This window comes from Streptomyces niveiscabiei, from assembly GCF_001419795.1.
GTDB classification, from domain to species: Bacteria; Actinomycetota; Actinomycetes; order Streptomycetales; family Streptomycetaceae; genus Streptomyces; species Streptomyces niveiscabiei.
In genome coordinates, this window is the sequence record NZ_LIRL01000607.1 from 1 (window position 1) to 16,471 (window position 16,471).

Annotated in this window: 16 protein-coding genes; 6 read left to right on the top strand and 10 right to left on the bottom strand. The window is 69.2% G+C overall.

All coding sequences use genetic code 11. The features are described from left to right. The first annotated feature begins 426 nt into the window (after positions 1–426). Both AOK24_RS27790 and AOK24_RS27795 read left to right on the top strand, forming a co-directional pair. Positions 427–2,844, top strand: coding sequence for a DEAD/DEAH box helicase (locus AOK24_RS27790; protein WP_055722795.1), 2,418 nt, complete (start codon positions 427–429; stop codon positions 2,842–2,844). After that, positions 2,844–3,233, top strand: a complete 390-nt coding sequence (locus AOK24_RS27795; RefSeq protein ID WP_079057022.1) for a hypothetical protein — start codon at positions 2,844–2,846, stop codon at positions 3,231–3,233. Before AOK24_RS27790 ends, AOK24_RS27795 begins: the two co-directional genes overlap by 1 nt. A gap of 43 nt (positions 3,234–3,276) precedes the next feature. Here AOK24_RS27795 and AOK24_RS27800 read toward each other — a convergent pair whose 3' ends face one another. From AOK24_RS27800 to AOK24_RS27815, 5 genes are all read right to left on the bottom strand, one after another. Continuing rightward, positions 3,277–3,642 carry a hypothetical protein gene (locus tag AOK24_RS27800; protein WP_159052005.1) on the bottom strand — a complete coding sequence of 122 codons (366 nt, stop codon included), beginning with the start codon at positions 3,640–3,642 and terminating at the stop codon, positions 3,277–3,279. A gap of 253 nt (positions 3,643–3,895) precedes the next feature. Next, positions 3,896–4,486 carry a hypothetical protein gene (locus AOK24_RS27805; RefSeq protein WP_055722797.1) on the bottom strand — a complete coding sequence of 197 codons (591 nt, stop codon included), beginning with the start codon at positions 4,484–4,486 and terminating at the stop codon, positions 3,896–3,898. 62 nt (positions 4,487–4,548) lie between these two features. Next, positions 4,549–4,704, bottom strand: coding sequence for a hypothetical protein (locus AOK24_RS48705; protein WP_159052006.1), 156 nt, complete (start codon positions 4,702–4,704; stop codon positions 4,549–4,551). A gap of 248 nt (positions 4,705–4,952) precedes the next feature. Then, on the bottom strand, positions 4,953–5,525 hold the full coding sequence (locus AOK24_RS27810) for a GNAT family N-acetyltransferase (RefSeq protein ID WP_055722798.1): 573 nt from the start codon (positions 5,523–5,525) through the stop codon (positions 4,953–4,955). Next, entirely contained in the window at positions 5,522–6,841 is a 1,320-nt protein-coding gene (locus AOK24_RS27815; RefSeq protein WP_055722799.1) for an NsdA family TPR-like regulatory protein, read from the bottom strand. The genes AOK24_RS27810 and AOK24_RS27815 overlap by 4 nt, the downstream gene beginning before the upstream one ends. 190 nt (positions 6,842–7,031) lie before the next feature. Here AOK24_RS27815 and AOK24_RS27820 point away from each other — a divergent pair, with 190 nt between their 5' ends. The 3 genes from AOK24_RS27820 (at position 7,032) to AOK24_RS27840 (ending at position 10,728) form a co-directional block, all read left to right on the top strand. Then, positions 7,032–7,529 carry a hypothetical protein gene (locus AOK24_RS27820; RefSeq protein ID WP_055722800.1) on the top strand — a complete coding sequence of 166 codons (498 nt, stop codon included), beginning with the start codon at positions 7,032–7,034 and terminating at the stop codon, positions 7,527–7,529. Next, positions 7,526–7,927, top strand: a complete 402-nt coding sequence (locus AOK24_RS27825) for a hypothetical protein (protein WP_055722801.1) — start codon at positions 7,526–7,528, stop codon at positions 7,925–7,927. Before AOK24_RS27820 ends, AOK24_RS27825 begins: the two co-directional genes overlap by 4 nt. Positions 7,928–9,138: 1,211 nt before the next feature. Then, positions 9,139–10,728 (top strand): PIN domain-containing protein, encoded by a 1,590-nt coding sequence (locus tag AOK24_RS27840; RefSeq protein WP_240554149.1) that lies wholly within the window; start codon positions 9,139–9,141, stop codon positions 10,726–10,728. Between the two features lie 172 nt (positions 10,729–10,900). On the opposite strand, the gene AOK24_RS27845 is transcribed toward AOK24_RS27840, so the two are convergent. Both AOK24_RS27845 and AOK24_RS27850 read right to left on the bottom strand, forming a co-directional pair. Then, positions 10,901–11,374 carry a hypothetical protein gene (locus AOK24_RS27845; protein ID WP_055722804.1) on the bottom strand — a complete coding sequence of 158 codons (474 nt, stop codon included), beginning with the start codon at positions 11,372–11,374 and terminating at the stop codon, positions 10,901–10,903. A 577-nt stretch (positions 11,375–11,951) separates the two neighbouring features. Beyond that, positions 11,952–13,829, bottom strand: coding sequence for a helicase HerA domain-containing protein (locus AOK24_RS27850; protein ID WP_055722805.1), 1,878 nt, complete (start codon positions 13,827–13,829; stop codon positions 11,952–11,954). A gap of 230 nt (positions 13,830–14,059) precedes the next feature. Between AOK24_RS27850 and AOK24_RS27855 the strand changes: the two genes are divergently transcribed. Continuing rightward, positions 14,060–14,446: a hypothetical protein gene (locus AOK24_RS27855; RefSeq protein ID WP_159052008.1), complete on the top strand. Its 387-nt coding sequence runs from the start codon at positions 14,060–14,062 to the stop codon at positions 14,444–14,446. A gap of 45 nt (positions 14,447–14,491) precedes the next feature. Here the strand turns inward: AOK24_RS27855 and AOK24_RS27860 are convergent, their stop codons facing one another. From AOK24_RS27860 to AOK24_RS48710, 3 genes are all read right to left on the bottom strand, one after another. Continuing rightward, positions 14,492–15,409 (bottom strand): hypothetical protein, encoded by a 918-nt coding sequence (locus AOK24_RS27860; RefSeq protein ID WP_055722807.1) that lies wholly within the window; start codon positions 15,407–15,409, stop codon positions 14,492–14,494. A gap of 129 nt (positions 15,410–15,538) precedes the next feature. Continuing rightward, entirely contained in the window at positions 15,539–16,093 is a 555-nt protein-coding gene (locus AOK24_RS27865) for a flavoprotein (RefSeq protein WP_055722808.1), read from the bottom strand. Further along, a complete protein-coding gene (locus tag AOK24_RS48710; RefSeq protein WP_055722809.1) occupies positions 16,090–16,353 on the bottom strand; it encodes a hypothetical protein in 264 nt (87 codons plus the stop codon). The genes AOK24_RS27865 and AOK24_RS48710 overlap by 4 nt, the downstream gene beginning before the upstream one ends. Positions 16,354–16,471 lie beyond the last annotated feature (118 nt).

The following is a 16,471-nucleotide window of genomic DNA, read 5'->3' on the forward strand; positions in this document are numbered from 1 at the left end:
GGGCACCCGCGCAAGCGCGGTTGCCGGGACTGGCAGTAAGGGGAGGTGCATCACGCGCGGGCCTGTGTAGGGCTTGGGAATCCCAGCTACCACCCCCGCAACCGATGTGACGGACCATCGACCCGACAAGCGCCGGCCCCACCGCCGTGACGGGCTCCGCTTACACTCCACTCGAACCCCTCCCCTGCTCTCAACTGCCCGAACGGTCAATCCGACGACGCCCCACCAGCATACACTCTGACCCGACGCCATGGGGGAGAATCAGCCAAGTATCATCCGGGAGGGCGAACCTGTCGCAAGGACGATGCATCACAGGGTGTGGCTGTGTAGAGTCTGGGGACAGACAGCACCACCCCGGACCCCTCACCCGCTCCGGGATTCCCTTTCAGCTTGCGGGCCGCATTCCGCGAAAAGGAGAACACGGGAATGGCCGTGAAACTGCGTGAACACCAGATTGAGGCCGTAGCCGCCATTGTGCGCGGCCTCGATATCCCGCCGGGCGGTATTCCATGGAATGGCCTGCGCGGGCAGGTGCACGCCGCGTGCGGAACGGGAAAGACCATCATCGCGGCAGCCTCCGCGAAAAGGATTGTGCCCCAGGGCCGCATTCTCGTTGTGGTGCCGACTCTGGATCTCCTGGCGCAGACCGTGAAGGCGTGGCACGGGGCCGGGCACAAGGGGCCGGCGGTCATGGTGTGCTCGCCGCTGGACGACCCGGAGCTGTTCCACCTGGGGGTGCGGTGCACCACCAACCCCGTGCAGCTGGCGCTGTGGCACGGGACGGGGCCGGTGACCATCTACGCCACCTACGCGTCGCTGGGGGTGCTCGTGGAGGCGTTTGAGGGCGTCTACGGGCAGCAGCTCGCCCCGGTGGACCTGGCGGTGGTTGATGAGGCGCACCGGACCAGTGGGTCGATGGGGAAGGCGTGGGCGGACATCCATGACCAGACGATGATCCCTGCGTATCGGCGGCTGTACCTGACCGCGACGCCTCGGATCTGGCAGGAGCGACCTCCGCACTGGGAGGTGGCCGAAGGGGTGCGGGATGCCCTGCCGGAGGAGATGGCGGCGAGCATGGATGATGAGTCCGTGTTCGGGCCGGTGCTCTACAAGCTGTCGCTGGCGTCGGCGGTGTCGCGAAAGCTACTGGCGCGGTATCAGATCATCGTCCTGGAGCTCCAGGACCCGGTGGTGACGCCCGAGCGGCTGATGGGCGAGGAGCGGCACACCGAGAAGGTCCGTGGAGAGCGCCTGGGCGCCCTCCAGGCCGCGCTGCTGCACACGATGGAACAGCACAATCTTCAGACCTGCATCACCTTCCACCATCGGACCATAGAGGCCGCGGCGTATGCGGAGGGCCTGGAGCGCGTGGCCAAGCGGCTGCACGCCGACCAGCCCGAGAAGTACCCGGCGGAGATCTGGGCGGACTGGCTGTGCGGCGAGCACGTCCCGGAGCGTCGGCGGGACGTGCTGGGCAAGTTCGGGACCACCGCCCGGCGGGCCGTGCTCTCCAACTGCCGCGTCCTCGGGGAGGGCGTCGACATCCGGGCCGTGGACTCCGTGGCGCTCCTGGACCCCAAGGGCGCGCCGCATGACATCGTGCAGGCGATCGGCCGTGCTTTGCGTCAGAAGCCCGGGGAAGGGAAGCTCGCCTCTCTGATCGTGCCGGTATTCCTCCAGCCCGATGAAAGCCCGGAGGATATGTTCACCTCGGGATCGTACCGGCCTTTGGTGAAAGTTCTTGAGGGTCTGCGGGCTCACGATGAAGAGGCCGTGGAATTGCTTGCGATCCCGCAGGAGCCTCAGAAGGACGTGGTGCAGCCGTCCGAATACATCGGTGCCGCGCCCGCTGATAACGGGGAAGAAACCCGTCTGCTGCTCCGTTTTGCGGCTCCGCGTGACCCGGTGATGGTCGCGAACTGGGTCAGCTTCAACGTGATCGACACGGAGCGGCAGGACTGGGCGAGGGGCTGGGCGAAGCTGAAGGAGTTCACGGAGCGTGAGCATCACGCCTTGGTGCCGTATGAGCACAAGGAGGGTGCGTTCCCTCTGGGGACCTGGGTCGCGGAGCAGCGCCGCGCGTTCGGGGCCGGGCAGATGCCCGGACGCCGGGCTCAGCGGCTGGAGAAGCTGGGCATGGCCTGGTCGGTGGCCGATGCGCGGTTCCAGGAGAACCTGGCGGCGGCCCGAGTCTACTTCGCGGAGCACTGGACGCTGTGCGCCCCTCGGTCGGCCGCGGCGTTGGACAGGCCGGTGGGTCAGTGGCTGTCGAATTTGCGGCGGCCGGGTGCGCTGGCCGAACACCCGGAGTGGGAGGCCGCGTTGGCGGCCGTGGACGAGGACTGGAACCCCGAGTGGCCGGCGGAGTGGCAGAGGCACTACGCCGCGCTGCGCGAACTGGTGCGCGACGAAGAGGGTCCGGCGGGGATCCTGCCCGGGTTCACGGTCCACGGGATGGACGTGGGGAAGTGGCTGGCCCGGCAGCGGAAGCCCAAGGTCTGGGAGGCCCTGGCCGACGGGCAGCGCGAGCGCCTGGAGGCCGTCGGCGTCACCATGCTCGCCCCGGCTCCGGCCCCGGTGGAGCCGGACGTGTCGGCGGAGCCGTCCACGGCGCCCGTGAGCGCCTTCGAGAGGGGCGTTGCGGCCCTCGCGCAGTACAGGGCCCGTACGGGCTCTGTGACGGTCCCCAGGGGCCACGTAGAGGCTTTGCCGGACGGGTCTGAGGTGAAGCTCGGGGTGTTCCTCAGCAACAGCAAGAGCCGCCGGGCCAGGCTGACCGTCGAGAAGCTCGCCGCGCTGGCCGCCCTCGGGCTGGAGTGGGCCGCCACGGAAGGAGCGGCGTGATGACCGCACCCGAGGAAGAGCGGCGCGTGCAGGAAGCCGTACGGCGGCACGTCCGCAACAGCGCCTTCGCGGAGGCGGAGAAGGCCATCTCGCTGCTGCTGTCCGACCCTGGGGTGCAGGAGGCGCGGGCCCGAATGGAGGCGGCGGAGACGGAGTTCGGCCTGGAGCTCCAGGCCCGCCTCCAGCCGTACCAGGACCGCTACGACCTGGCCGTGGCGGAGGGCGACGCGGCCCGGCTCACCGAGGTCTGCGCGGGCAAGCACGGCCGCTGGGGACGGATCTGCGTACTGCCCGACGGTCACGAGACCTCGATGGAGGAACCGCACTGGGGCCGCAACAGCGAGGGCCGGCCGATCGCGTGGGTGGGCAGCGCACCCGACAACTGGTGAACCTGCGAGGTGATCCGGGCGCGACTGTGGCCCGGGTCCATCTTCAGTAGTCGTCTGGAAGCAACAAGGTCAGCACCACATCCGACTGGTCCCCGGGGTGCATCTCTACGTGCAACTGATCGCGGGGGCCCGGGAGTTGCCCGGAGAGCGTGGACAGGCCGGAGACCACGCCGCTCTCGCTCACGGGGAACATCTGGGCGACGGTGCGTCCTACCTCGGTCAGGACCGTCTCCAGTCGGTCCTCCTGGTCGCCGACGTACATGGCCCATGCCGTCGTGGTGATGCCGACGGCGAAGGGGAGCCCGGCGGTCTGCAAGGCGAGGGTCGGCACGTCGACCAGTACGCCGGATTCGATGAGTTGCGCCCTGGTGGAGGTGGGTGGCACCGGGCCCGATGGTGTTTTGTTCATGTCCATGAGGGTCTCTCGGTTGGTCGGTGAGCGTCGTCACCCACACGGGCGACAACGGAAAGGTGTGCAGTGCCGTCCCAGGGGCTACACGCACTGGAGTGCGATGCCGTGGGCCCGGAGGCGGCGGCATCGCACTGGTGTGCGTGTAGCCCCTGGGATCTTGGGCTGCTCCCCCACCCGCCTTGGACGGGCCCGAGGTTGACTCGAGGAGCGGGGACCCGGCCAGGCCGGTGGCGAGTGTGATGCCGATGGATCAGCTCGTGTGCTCGGAGGGCGTGACCATGTGCGCCGCTGCCAGGGACGTGCGGATTTTTGCTGCCTGCTGGGTCAGCCGGTCGGCGATGTTCTGGGCGTGGCGGACGATGTCTTCGTCCTTGTCATCGTCGTCGATCAGCGGGCCGTGTTCGCGGTCGGTGCCGAGCGTGTGGGCGCCCCAGGCGTGGAAGAGGATGTCGTCCATGTCGCTCATCGCGCCGGCGACCGCTTCCAGGATCTCGTTGCGCTGGCGGTACCAGTCGCTGGGGAGGTCAGTGAGCGGCCCGTACGCGGCGGCCAGGTCCTGCCAGGGCACCGGCTTGCTCTTCTCTTCGAAGGGCAGCCGCGGTTTGTAGCCGCGCAGCTGCCACTCGCCCTTGTGCGGGCCGTCGCCGGTGAGGCGGATCCAGAGGTCGCCCTCGCCGTCCACAACGAACTCCCGCCAGTCCCAGTGGCTCTCCGCGGGCGGGGCATCCTCGGGGCCCCAGGTCGTGCGGTCCGGGTGCTCGGAGCGCCGGGCCTGGGTGACGGCGAGCTGAACCGTGCGGTCGCCCGACCGGTCAGCGGCGAGGGTGGGGAGCTGAATCATGGCCCCATTCTTTCGCGGCTCAGGGCATCTCCGGTGTCCCTTCCCAGAGTTCTGCCGGTCGGTCACCAGTGGTCGGGGGACTCCCGAGGCCACTGCATGCTGGCCAGCGGGCTTGCGGCCAGGCTCTGTGCGGCCAGTGTGGTGGTGTCCGGGATCTCACCGGGGCGGAGGTGTCCCCAGCGGTCTTGGACCCAGTCGGTCAGCTCATCCAGGGACATCGTGCTTGGATCGGGCGTCTGGCTGCTCTTCGTTACAGGCCGACCATATCGGCCGCCGGTGAGAGGTCCCTGCCCGTTTCCGGAGGTGGCCCGGATGCCGTCGCGGACGGGCGAACGGGCTTTCGACCTGCACAGGTTTCAGAAATCGGAACTCATCCGAGGCGCGTCTTCCTCCCTCGTGTCACGCACCCCACCGACCGGTTCCGTGGTCCATCTGGCGGGCGGCGGGGGTGCGGGAGTATGCGCCGTCACTGCGTGTCGGCCTCATGGTCGACCGTGAGGAGCAGGAGGTCGTAGACCGGGCCGCCGGGCTCGTTGCGGTACGGGCCCGCGTACTTGTACCCGAGGCGTTCGTACAGGGTTCGCCCTGCGGTGTTGTCGGGGCGGACCAGCAGCGAGGCGTAGTCGGGGTCGATGGCTTTCAGGAGCTCGGCGTGGAGGCGGGAGCCGATGCCCTGGGACTGGCGGGCGGGGGTGACGGCGAGCTCGCACAGGCCCATGAGGCGGCCCGCGCGGACGTGTTCGGGGATCTCGGGGAGCAGTTCGCCGTACCAGTACTCGGGCGTGCACGGGAAGGCGTAGCCGAAGCCGACCATGGAGCCGCTCGCGTAGGCCGCGACCAGTGTGAAGCCTTCGTGCCTCAGATGGCTGGTGACCTGGCGGCGCAGCGCGGCGGCGGACAGGCCGTCGGTGGCAGCACCTGGGGTGTCGACCAGTTCGGGGTGGGCGTCGGACCAGATGTCGGCGATCGTGTCGAGCATCGGCGGGACCTGGCCGGGGCCGTAGGTGCGGATCACGACGTCTGTGCGGGTGCTGGTCACGCCCGTCCTCCTCCGGTGGCGGTGGTGGTGCGGTATTCCTCGATCCAGTCGGCGACCGCGGGGACGCGGCCGTGTCGCTGGAGTGCGCCGGCGACGTTGTGCAGGGACTGCAGGAGCCGGTCGGAGCGCACTTCGGGGAGGAACGCGAGGACCCGGCCCGCGGCTTCGGCGGCTGCCTCCGGCTCGGGACGGTCCCTCACCGCATGTTGGATGGCGACGTCGGCCGTGTACAGGGCGCGGTTTCTGGCGAAGGCGTCGCCGTGCAGGAGGACGGCCTGTTCGGCGCCGGAGGCGGCGCGTTCGTGCTGACCGAGGTCCGCGCGGGCGAGGCACTCCAGGCCCGCGAGTTCACCGGGCGCGTAGAAGTCGAGCCAGGGCGGATCGTCGTCGGAGGGGCCCTTGGCGTAGAGGGTGTGGGCGCGGACGATCGCCTTGTCCGTGGCGCTGGCGTCGCCCATCAGCGCCCAGCCGCCAGCCTCGCGCATGTTGAACAGGGAGAGCAGCCTCGGGGAGCCGAGGTGGCGGGCGACGGCCTGGGCGCCCTGCGCGGCGGAGATCGCCTCCCGGGGCCGGCCGGAGGCTTTGGCGAGTAAGGAGAGGCAGCCGAAGGCGTGTGCCTCGAGTTCGGGGTCGTCGGCGATCCGGGCGGCGGCGAGGGCTTCGCCGTACAGCGAGTGGGCGTCGCCTGCGCGGCCGGAGTCGTAGGAGAGCCACCCGGCGGCGATCGACAGGGCGCCGGTGGCCGACCGCAGCTTCGACTCGGTGCGGCTGGTGTAGGTGCCGGACTGGAGCCACTGGTAGGCGGTGTGCAGCGCCTCGGACGCGGCCTGACGCAGCGGCGCGGAGCCGTGGTCGTGGTCCTTGGCGTACAGCGTGGTCACGGCCGCCCTGACGGCGCGTACCTCGCTCGCGCCGATCTTTCCCGGCGTCTGCTTGTCCGTGCCGAGCGGGAGGGCCAGGAGCACGCCGGCGCCGTCGGACAAGAAGGCGCGTCGTTCCACCGAATCCTCCTGCGGCCTGTACGGCCTGGCGGCGGGGCGTACGGGCGGTGCTGGCGTGGGCAGGCGGAAGCCGAGGTCGGCCATGCTCCGCCCGCGGGTCATCTGGGTCAGGATGCGCTGGTAGACGGCGCGGGGACAGGCGACGTTGCCGTCTTCCCAGTCCGCGACCAGACGCGGGCCGCAGGCGACGTTCTCCCCCATCGCCCTACCGGTGTCGTTGACCTTCTTGGCGAACTCGCTGCGGCTCATCTGGAATTCGAGTTCGCGGACAGCGCGCAGCCGGGTGTTAGGGACGGGCTTGCTGTGGTCGGCCATACCGGCTCCGGGCGCGTGTTGGACGGGTGCGGCGACCGTACCGCTCCCCCTCCCCTACCTGCCCGGCCTTGGCCGTAGTTCACCCGGACCGGACCGACTTGCATCGTTCTTTCATCGGTGTCACGTCGCATCCGAAGGGGCGTGGCTGCTTGCGTGGAGGGTGACGTGACGGCCGATCAGGGAGAGCGCGATGGCGAACGCTTCCGCCGGAAGAACAGCCAGGGCCAAGAAGCCCGCTGCCCCGACCTGGCACGAGCTGGCCGCGGTCACCGACGCCAAGCGCAGGCTGTGGCTGCTGAGCCACAGCCGCACCGGATGGGCGGTGTGCGGCCGGGAGTGGGACGCGGTGGCTGTCGAACCGATGGCGGCCGGGCTGGACGCCCTCGCCGCGATGCGCGCAGGGACCCGGACCGGCTACCAGGTCCTCGCCGACCACCTGAGCGACCGGCTGTACGTCGCGGTGCCGGCCGACACCGGCCACGCCTTCGAGGGCATCCCCGGCGTCCGGGTGCTCTCCAGCGGGCACCAGCTGCTCACTCCGTGTACGCCGCGGGACGGCACGGCCGTGGCCGACTGGGTCAGCCGCCCGCACGGCGACGCACCGCTCGCGCTCGTTGCGGCCGACCGGTTCGCCGCCCACCTGCGGGAGCTCGTCTCCGCCGCGCGGGCGGAGGCGCCTGTGTCATGAACGGCTACACGGTGCTGTACGACCCCGAGGGCCGGATTGAGGCGCAGCTGCCGCTCGATCGGGCGACGCACACGCGTGTGGCGCGTGCGGTGCTGGCGTGGTCCGATCCCGACGCGCTGCCGCCGGACGACTACGACCAGGTCGGTCTCCTGCTCGCCGGGGCCGCCCGCGCGGTCGCCGGTGACGTCCGCGCGCTGGCGGGCCGGCTGCCCGAGGACGATGGCCGGCGCCTGTTCGCGGAGTTCGTGGTGGGCCAGGCCGACGACTGCCTGGCGCGCCCTGCGCGGAACCTGCTCCAGGTCAGGGACCGGGCCCGTACGCTGCGGGCTCTGTACGAACGGCTGGACCGGCTGAAGGACACCGCGCCCGCCGTCGACTCCGCCACTGGCTCCCCCTGATCGTCGCCCGGCGCCGCCTCCCCCGTCGGCTCCGGGTGACCACAGAGGCCCCCGGCCCGCTCTGCACCAGCGGTCGCCGGGGGCTTCTTGCTGTCGGCGGCTGTCGGCCTTTTCTGGTGGGGACGCCAGTGAGAAGGCGCACCGCGTGCGCAAGATGGTCGTATTGAGCACGGCCGTCAGCACAGGAAGCGTGGGAGGGGACCGGATGCCGACCGGAGTGGCTGTCGCATGCGATGACGATGAGTGTTTCGCCGTCTTCCTGGGGGTGGAGACCGGCGACGACGAAGACGCACGGTCTGCCTCCGAGGTCTCGCAGCTGGCGCGCGACGCCGCCCAGGGCGACGGGTGGGTGGTCAGCTTCGGCTTCCGCCAGCCCGTGATGACCTGCCCGGGGTGCGCGGACGGCCGGGGCCCAGTCCGTGAACGCGGGCCGTGCCGACGGTGCATGGGCCGCGTCGACGAAGGAGGAAGGTGCGTGTACTGCCTGCACAAGGCGGAGCCTTCGCTGCCGGGGACAGGCTGACCGCCCGCACCCGTAACGTCGGCCTCTCGCCGCCGTTGAACAGTACGACTCATGCGCCGGGCCCCGGGGATGTCTTCTCCCCCGGGGCCTGTGACGTGTCCGGGCCCGAGTCAGCAGACGCCGGTGGCCCGCCCGAGGGCTTCGAGGTCTGTCAGGGTCAGCACCTGCGTCTGGCGGATGGTGTCGCCGTGCTGGATGACGTGGACGCGGCCGGGGTTCAGGCGCCCGCGTTCCCGGGGAGCGGGGCCAGCCGCCGGGGCGAACCTGCGCCAGCTGCCGTTGGGACCCGCCCAAGGGTGACGGTGGAGAACTGCTCGCGGCCCGGCCCGAGCGCGCTGCGGGTGGGGTCGCCATTGAAGAACACGTTCATGCGGACCATAGCGCCGGCGAACAGGACATCGGTCAACGCGGTGATGGCCGGGGACACCCTCGGGTCGTTCGGCCGACGACAGACCGTTTCCCAGTGACGGACCAACCTCCGCAGGATGGCGTCACCGCTCTCGAACACGACGACCAGGCGCGGCAGTCCGACGTCGGGCCGTGGCGGTCGGCGACGTCGATACGGCATCGGAGTTCGGCTGCAAGGCCGGTCAGGGCGTCGCCGCGTCGATGCGGAGTCCAGGTGTACGTACTGCCTTCGTCAGGTGGAGCCGCCGAAGGCCAGGAAGATTGAGATACTGCCTCCTCAATGCGACGGGGAGTCAAATTGATCATCTTTGATACGAATGCAGTCCACCTTCTACGGCCTGACAGTCCGCGAGCTGACATCATCCGAAAGCTTCGGCAGTCAAAGCATCACCGGGTGGCTGTGCCCTGGATGGTGCTGGAGGAGATGGCCGCCCACCAAGCGAAGAGCTACCCCAAGAAACACCAAGACGCCGTGGCGGCCTTGGAGAAGTTGCGTGGGCTGCTTCCCTGGGAGATGCAGAGCACGCTGGAGTCGTTGGACCCCGAACGTCTTCTGGATCATTGGCGAGACGTCTACGGCGGGATCTTCGAGGTGATCGAGACCAGCGGCGAGGTTGCACGCAAGGCCCTCGCCCGCGAGGCGATGGCCCTTCCGCCGGCGAAGCAAGCCTCGAACCACTCCGAGGGGGCCCGCGATGTGGCGATCTGGTTCACCATCATCGAGTTCCTCAAGGCCAACCCTGATGAGGAACTGTGGTTCGTCACCAGCAACACCAAGGACTTCGGTGACGGCACCACATACCCGTACCCGATGAACGAGGACCTGGCGGGCGTGGCAAGCCGGCTCCGGCGCCTCAGTGACTTCGACGAAGTTGTTTCGCAGTTCACCCAGGAGGTGTCGGGCAAAGCAGCCGAAGCCTCCGCCGATGAACTACTGAGGTCGCTGCCGGTCCGTTCCGCAGTGGCGTCGGCGGCAGTCGGACTGCTCAGCTCTCCCACGGGGTTCACGGGCCTGGGATTCGACGATGCCATGGTGCGATGGCAGGAGTGGCTGGCCACACCTGAGATCGAACTGCTCAGCGTCACGGACGTCACGGGCCACGAGATCGAGAGCGACGTCTGGTACACCGCCAAGGCCCAGTGGCTGTTGGTCGGCCTCTCCCTCGATGGCGACGGTGGGAGCGAGCCTCAGTACATCGCATGTGTGTGGGAGACAAAGGTCTTGTTCTCCGCCAGCGGCGACGACGAGACGCCGACGTTCCTCTCGCAGAAGGAACCGACGGTACCGGATCCAGCCGACACCTCGTGCACGGAGATTTTGCAGCGGCTCAGGGAGCGGGTATCCCTTTCGGCTCGGCGCACTGTTGCTGACGTGCGTGCAGCATTTTCCATGGCCCTTCCGGGTCTTGGTGTGTCCAGTGTCCTGGCCCAGACGGTACAGCAGGCAGCAGCGGCCTCCCTGGCCACACGCACCATTCCCTCCTTGCAGCAAACCGTTGCGAAGGTCCTTGCCGATTCCGTCCTTGAACGAACCTCAGTAGAGCGGGCGGCAGCAGCAGCGGCCGGACTCGACATCTCCGCCTACGTTCCCCAGCCCGCCGTACAACAAGCCTTGGACGCCCTCGCCGAATCCGGCCTGTACCGAACCGCTGCACAGCGGGCGGCAGCAGCGGTCCTGGACGGACTTGACATGTCCTACCTGCACCGGCCCCCCGCCGTGCAGCGGGCGGCGGCAGCCCTCGCCAGACTCGACACACAGCGTGGGCTCGAGGAGGAGGACCAGTCGGCACCCATTACAGACGACACGGAGATCCGTACACGCGGCGCCGATGAACAGGACCCCGGCAACGAGGACGAATCCCCGGAGTGAGCCTGATGGGACACCTTCGTGCGACGAGCGGTACTTCCTCATCGCAGTGCGCCCGCGTGACGCCCGGGTCGCAGCGTCGTTGAACAGTGGGACTCCATAACGTCGGGCCCCGGGAATGGCTGATCTCCCCGGGGTCCGTGGTGTGTCCAGACCGGGTCAAAACCTGTGGGGATTAGCCCAGCGCAACAAAGTTCGCGGCCGTGCCGACGAGCACTCCGACGACGAGCAGGATCGGGCCCCGGTAACTCTCCCACCACTTTTGCTTGCTGCCCTCGACGTACTCCCGCAGCCCTGCGTATTGGTCCTCGACATTCTTCCGAGCCGCTTCCAGGTCACTTTGGAAACGTCTCTCCAGACGGCCCATCAGTTCCTTGTCCCGCCGGTCGAGCTCCTGGGGCAGATCGGCCTGCTTCCACTTCTCAACGTCTGCCATGCGTTGCTCGATCGTCTTCTCTTCGTTGGTGACAACGCGCGCATCGAACGCCTCAACAACGATTCCTGCGTCCGTGGTGTAGACGTTGCGCGGGCGCGTGAGATACCCGGTGAGACGCCTGCGAGCACGGCTGATGTCGAGGACGGTTACGACGAGGCCGACCGTTTCCAGTAGCCCAGAGACTCCATACAGGGTGGCAGCGGCAGCAGACATGCCGGGAGGGTACTGCTCGAGCGCACCATCTCCATGGAGGCGGTATCAAACCTGCAACCGTCGCGCAGGACACCCCTGGACGTGATCTTCTCAGTGATGGTCGCCGCGACGGTGCTGATCATTGTGAGCAGAGCGAGTTGCTGCTGTCTGAGTTGGTACCGAGGCCGACCGGTGCCTGGCGGATGCCTTCGACGTTGGAACGGTACGCCACCGTCGGCAGCCCGCGCGCCCGCTGCTGGGAAATCCGCTTGAGGTCGAGGACCAGGACGTGGGCGCCATGGTGCAGGACCTGGGCGGTGAGAGTACGCAGGATCGTGGAGCTCCCGCCGCCTCCGCCCGTGGAGACCAGGACGTGCGCGGCGCTGTCCAGGTCGACGGTGACCGGCTACCCGTCGGTGCAGACGCCGATCAGCGCCCTCGAGGCGGGCAGGGCGTCCAGGGTCTCGCGCAGGCCAGGGTAGGTGAGGCGGAGCAGGTCCGGGAGCGTCGTCTTCTTCGTCATGGTGAGCTGTCCCTTCCGGGGTGAGGTGTGCCTGGTGAACCGGGTGTTCTCCAGGCCGGGGCCGGCCGTGTCGGTTCAGCCCAGGTCGGTGGTGCCGACGGCGGCGCGGGGCCGGTTGCGTGCCCAGCACTTCAGGTCGCCGACGCGGTAGAGGAGTTCGGCCCCGCGCTTGCCCGCCGGGGCCGGGAAGCTGGAGTCGTTGGCGCGGGCGTAGCGCAGGGCGGCGAGGGTGATCTCCGGCAGGTGGTGTTCGTGGGCTTCACGCAGCCCTACCGCCTGGTCGTCGACGGGTGCGGCCGGGACCTGCGCCAGTGTCCGGGCAGTGGAGAGAACGGACTGTGTAACCGTCTCCGGTACGGCGGGCGGGGTCGGCGGCGCGTCGTCCACGGCGGCGCTGGGCGGCCCGTCAACAGCCTTCTGGAGTTGTACGGGAGCGGGTCGGACCGTGGCCTCTGGCTGCGTCTTCGGCTTCCCGGTGGAGAGCGGGCCGGCGGTGGCCCACGCGCGGGCTTCGGCGTCGGTGAAGAACAGCACCTGCGTCTCGTGGGCGGTGCCGCCGATGACGACCTGGGCGCGGCCGGGGTGCTTGGTGGACTTCGGGGCGGGGTGGACCTCGGGGGCGAGCATGCGCCAGGCGTTCATGCTGTAGCGGGCGAGGATGCGGGTGGCGAACTGCTCGCGGACTTCCGGTCCTCCGAGGGCGCGGGCGGTGGCGGACTGGGCGACCAGGAGGACGTGCATGCGGACCTGGCGGCCCATGTAGAGGACTTCGTTGAGCGCGTCGATCGCCGGGGAGATCTTCGGGTCGCCGGACTCGCGGGTCCTCTCCCAGTAGCGGGCCAGCTGCTTCATCGTGGCGTTGACCTCTTCGAGGAGGATCAGCAGCCGGGGTCCGATGGCGTCCACGGCGTCGTTGCCGAGTTCTTCGGCGGCGCGCACCCGGCGCCGGCCTTCCATGCCGAGCTCGATCAGGGCGTCGTGGATGTCGGCGATGTCGGCGCAGTAGGTGACGCCGGGGATGCCGCGCGCCCAGGGGTGGGAGATCCGCTTGTAGTCGAGGACGAACACGCGTGAGCCGTTGTGGAGCATCTGGCAGGCGATGCAGCGCAGGGTCACCGACTTGCCGCCGCCGGTGGAGGCGTTGACGAGGATGTGCGGCGATTCGGCGTCCAGGTCGACGGAGACGGTCCTGCCGCCGGTGCCGATCCCGATGACCGGCGCGGCCTCCGGGGCCCCGGCCACCAGCTCGCGCACCGTGGGGTCCTTGAAGGCTGCCTTGCTCGGCGGGCGGCGGGTCTTCTTGACCAGTACGTACGGTGTGCGTCCGGCCGGGTGCCAGGAGAACGTCACGCCCTCGAGGGCGAGTTTCTGGGTGATGAGGTCGGCGACCAGGTCGCGGGAGAAGGCCAGGTGCGTGGGCAGGCCGACGCGTATCTCCGCGTCGTCGTCGGAGAAGTTGGTCGGCACGTGCAGGTAGCGGCGAGGGTCGGTCTGCTCCGCGTACCCGAGCGGGCGGTGGAGCGCCTCGTGCAGCGGGACGACCCACTCGCGCATCAGCTCCCGGCGCTCGCGGGTCAGCAGTCCGTACGCAAGTCCGCCGGCGGCCGCGGCGGAGGCGGCGCCGATCCCGCCCGTCTGGAGTGTGTGGAGGGTGGCGTCCCGGTGCTCCCACCAGGAGCGGGCCGTCTCCTGGTTCTCCCAGGTCCACCAGCCGCCCGAACCCGCCGCGCTGAGGAAGGTGATCCGGAAGGTGAGGCGCTGCCACCCGGCCCGGTACGACGACCTGGAGACGCGGCCCTCCACCTTCGGCATCACGCGGGTGGCCGGGCGCAGGAACGTGGCGTCGGTCCGCTTGATCCCGTCCATGTCCCGGCCGCCCAGGAAACGGCCGATCCCGCGCATCACGGCCTCGGCGGTCTCCTCAACCTGCCGGTCGAACTTCGTCTGCGCCATACCGTCCAACGCCCTTCGTACACGGGGTGCATGAGAGCGCGACGACACCGCCAAAAGCGGACACCTGCGCTCGGAAAGGACGTTAGAACGATCAGCCTGTGGACAGATTCCGCCGCTGGCTCGCTGAAATCACCGAGTTGTTGACGCCAGCGGGCGAGCCGTCATGGACTGGAGTGCTCAGCCGCGGCGAGCTCAACGGGGCCGGCAAGCGGGAGCCGAGAGATCGGGGCATGCGACATGGACTGGATGAGATCTACGGGCCCGTGGTCGCCGCCTTCACCCAGGCGGAGTTCCTCGCGGACGGCACGTTCGTCCAGGTGCCGCCCGAAGCGGGCTCGGCTGCCGGACTCGACATGCCGCTCATCATCACCGCAGCCGCGCGGCGGGAGTTCATCGCGGGTGACGACGGCGGCGAGGACGCCCGACTTCACACGGTGCTGTCCGCGGTTGCGCAGGCCATCAGGCAGTCCCCCGCAGACGAGGTCTGCTACGTGGTGCTAGCCGAGGACCTGCCCTCCGGCCAGGCGCCGACCGGCGAGGACCAGCTCATCGCCATCACCGGCCCCGGCGACACGGACGCGCCCGTGCTGACTCTGATGCTCTCCCATGAGATGTAAACCAGGGGGCCACGATCCGGGACAGTTCCAGGTATTCAGTGATCTCTATGAAGTGCGGTAGACCAAACCGGCGGCGAACCAGTGAACGAGGGTGACGGCCAGATGGACTGCCATCTCCGCCTCCTGCTGAGTCTCCAGCCGTGTGGGGTTCTGCGAGCCGTGCCGAGACGTCTGGCCCTGCCACAGACGCCGCATCATGTCAGCAATCAGCACGATGTCGTCTGTGCCGCTGGGTGAGGGGATCGCCGTGGCGAACTTCTGGGGTGAGTTGCGTAGCACCCCCAGCATCGTCCCGAGCGTCGCCTTGGCGTTGTTCGGCTCGATCACGGACTGGGCTGCCGACTCCACCGCCTTGATCGACTCGCTGTACGCCTTGGGGTGATCGGGATCGCGCCCGTACGCGCGCTTCCAGGCCGTGGCCAGATGATCGGCAGCAGACCCGCTCTGGGGCGTGCGGGATACGGTCAGCACTCTGGCGACAGCCTGCTGTGCCGTCGCATCGACCCGGAACTCAAGCCCGGTGCAGGAGTCGTTCACACGGTACGCGGAGCCTCCGAGCCTCAGCATGTCCTGCAGTTCCGAGACTGCCCGCTCTCGGTCGTAACTTGTATGCCTGCCCAGGTCCAACCCGTAGAACCGCCCGCCCGCAGCCGCATGGAACAGTGGCTCAGGGGGCGTGCTCAGGTGCAGCAGCGCATTGATGACCTCAGGCAGTTGCTCAACCGTGGTACTGACCGTCAAGAACTTCGTCGGCGAGTACTCCCGAGGACCGGTGTCCACACGCAGGCGCAGGTGGAGAGCGATCTTCTGCGCAAGGTCCTCGTCCTCCTGCAGCGCAGCGAACAGCCACCGTCGAAGGGGCGTCTCCAAGTAGTCCGGAACGCCCTCGATGAGGGTCTCGTCATCCGGCCGTTGAGGATCCGCCGCTTGCGGATCACGCCGCTTGCGGTATCGCGTGAACATGCGAAAACGGTAGCGCCCCGCTCTGATAGGTACCGACATCTTTTCTGCCCCAGGTGGTGGGCCCGTGCAGTGGGACGGAGCGCCGTGCCGGTTGGGGCGGTGAAAGTCTCACCGCCCCAACCGGGCGGGTCAATCTGCTGCGGGCAGGGCGTCCAGGGCAAGGTCCCACGGATACGCGGCGACGTTGCCGTGTTTGGGGGTGTGCGGAGTGTGTCCGGTGTCGTGGCCGTCGTCCAGGAGGACACGGACCCCTGCGTCGCGAAGGACCCCGACGGCGCCCGCGACGGCGGGGTGCACGGCTTGGGCGCGGTTGATGTACGGGAGGGCCACGATGGGCAGGCCGAGGCCGATGCCCTCGGTCAGCAGCCCGAGGGCCAGCGTGTCGGCGTGCCCCCCGGCCCATTTGGTGAGGCTGTTGAGGGTGAGAGGGGCAGCCAGGAGTGCGTCCGCCGGCGGCAGGACGTCCGCCTGCGAAGGCAGCTTGTAAGCGTGGCGGACGGGGTGTCCGGTGAGTTCGCGGAGGGCGTCGAGTCCGTCGTCGGTGTCGTCGGAGAGCCAGTCGCGCGCGGAGGGGGTGAGGACGGAGCAGACGTCCCATCCCCGCTCGTGCGCGAGGCGGATGCCGGTCGCGGCGTGCAGGACGGGTGGCGCGGCGCAGGAGATCACATACAGGGTGCGTGTCACCCGGGCAGTCCACAGCGCGCCGCGAGCGCGCGCAACTGCCCCTCCCGGCTCGCGGCCCCCAACAGTCCCAGATCGGTCACGAGTTGACGGCTGCGCGGCCGTCCCGTGACCTCTTCCTGGGCCTCAGCCTCGGCCTCAAGAAGGGTGTCGACGGCGCTCTCACGGTCGCCCGCGAGGGTGTGGGCGTGGGCGAGGTCGACGAGGCGGTGGGCGCGGCGCTCGCGGGGCAGTCCGGCGATGTCGTCGGGGATACTCCACATACGGTCCGGTCATGGCCCAGATGCCCGAAATCCCCACGCACGGGGACGGTCCGGCGGCCCGCCCGCCCGTCCCCGCCGACAGTCCCGCACCGACGGGCGATCCCGACCTGTACCCGGT

What these genes read in the sequence shown, in the direction of transcription:
- AOK24_RS27790 (WP_055722795.1), top strand. Translation starts at nt 427, where the DNA reads ATGGCCGTGAAACTGCGTGAACACCAGATTGAGGCCGTAGCCGCCATT.
- AOK24_RS27795 (WP_079057022.1), top strand. Translation starts at nt 2,844, where the DNA reads ATGACCGCACCCGAGGAAGAGCGGCGCGTGCAGGAAGCCGTACGGCGG.
- AOK24_RS27800 (WP_159052005.1), bottom strand. Translation starts at nt 3,642, where the DNA reads ATGAACAAAACACCATCGGGCCCGGTGCCACCCACCTCCACCAGGGCG.
- AOK24_RS27805 (WP_055722797.1), bottom strand. Translation starts at nt 4,486, where the DNA reads ATGATTCAGCTCCCCACCCTCGCCGCTGACCGGTCGGGCGACCGCACG.
- AOK24_RS48705 (WP_159052006.1), bottom strand. Translation starts at nt 4,704, where the DNA reads ATGTCCCTGGATGAGCTGACCGACTGGGTCCAAGACCGCTGGGGACAC.
- AOK24_RS27815 (WP_055722799.1), bottom strand. Translation starts at nt 6,841, where the DNA reads ATGGCCGACCACAGCAAGCCCGTCCCTAACACCCGGCTGCGCGCTGTC.
- AOK24_RS27820 (WP_055722800.1), top strand. Translation starts at nt 7,032, where the DNA reads ATGGCGAACGCTTCCGCCGGAAGAACAGCCAGGGCCAAGAAGCCCGCT.
- AOK24_RS27825 (WP_055722801.1), top strand. Translation starts at nt 7,526, where the DNA reads ATGAACGGCTACACGGTGCTGTACGACCCCGAGGGCCGGATTGAGGCG.
- AOK24_RS27840 (WP_240554149.1), top strand. Translation starts at nt 9,139, where the DNA reads ATGCGACGGGGAGTCAAATTGATCATCTTTGATACGAATGCAGTCCAC.
- AOK24_RS27845 (WP_055722804.1), bottom strand. Translation starts at nt 11,374, where the DNA reads ATGTCTGCTGCCGCTGCCACCCTGTATGGAGTCTCTGGGCTACTGGAA.
- AOK24_RS27850 (WP_055722805.1), bottom strand. Translation starts at nt 13,829, where the DNA reads ATGGCGCAGACGAAGTTCGACCGGCAGGTTGAGGAGACCGCCGAGGCC.
- AOK24_RS27855 (WP_159052008.1), top strand. Translation starts at nt 14,060, where the DNA reads ATGCGACATGGACTGGATGAGATCTACGGGCCCGTGGTCGCCGCCTTC.
- AOK24_RS27860 (WP_055722807.1), bottom strand. Translation starts at nt 15,409, where the DNA reads ATGTTCACGCGATACCGCAAGCGGCGTGATCCGCAAGCGGCGGATCCT.
- AOK24_RS48710 (WP_055722809.1), bottom strand. Translation starts at nt 16,353, where the DNA reads ATGTGGAGTATCCCCGACGACATCGCCGGACTGCCCCGCGAGCGCCGC.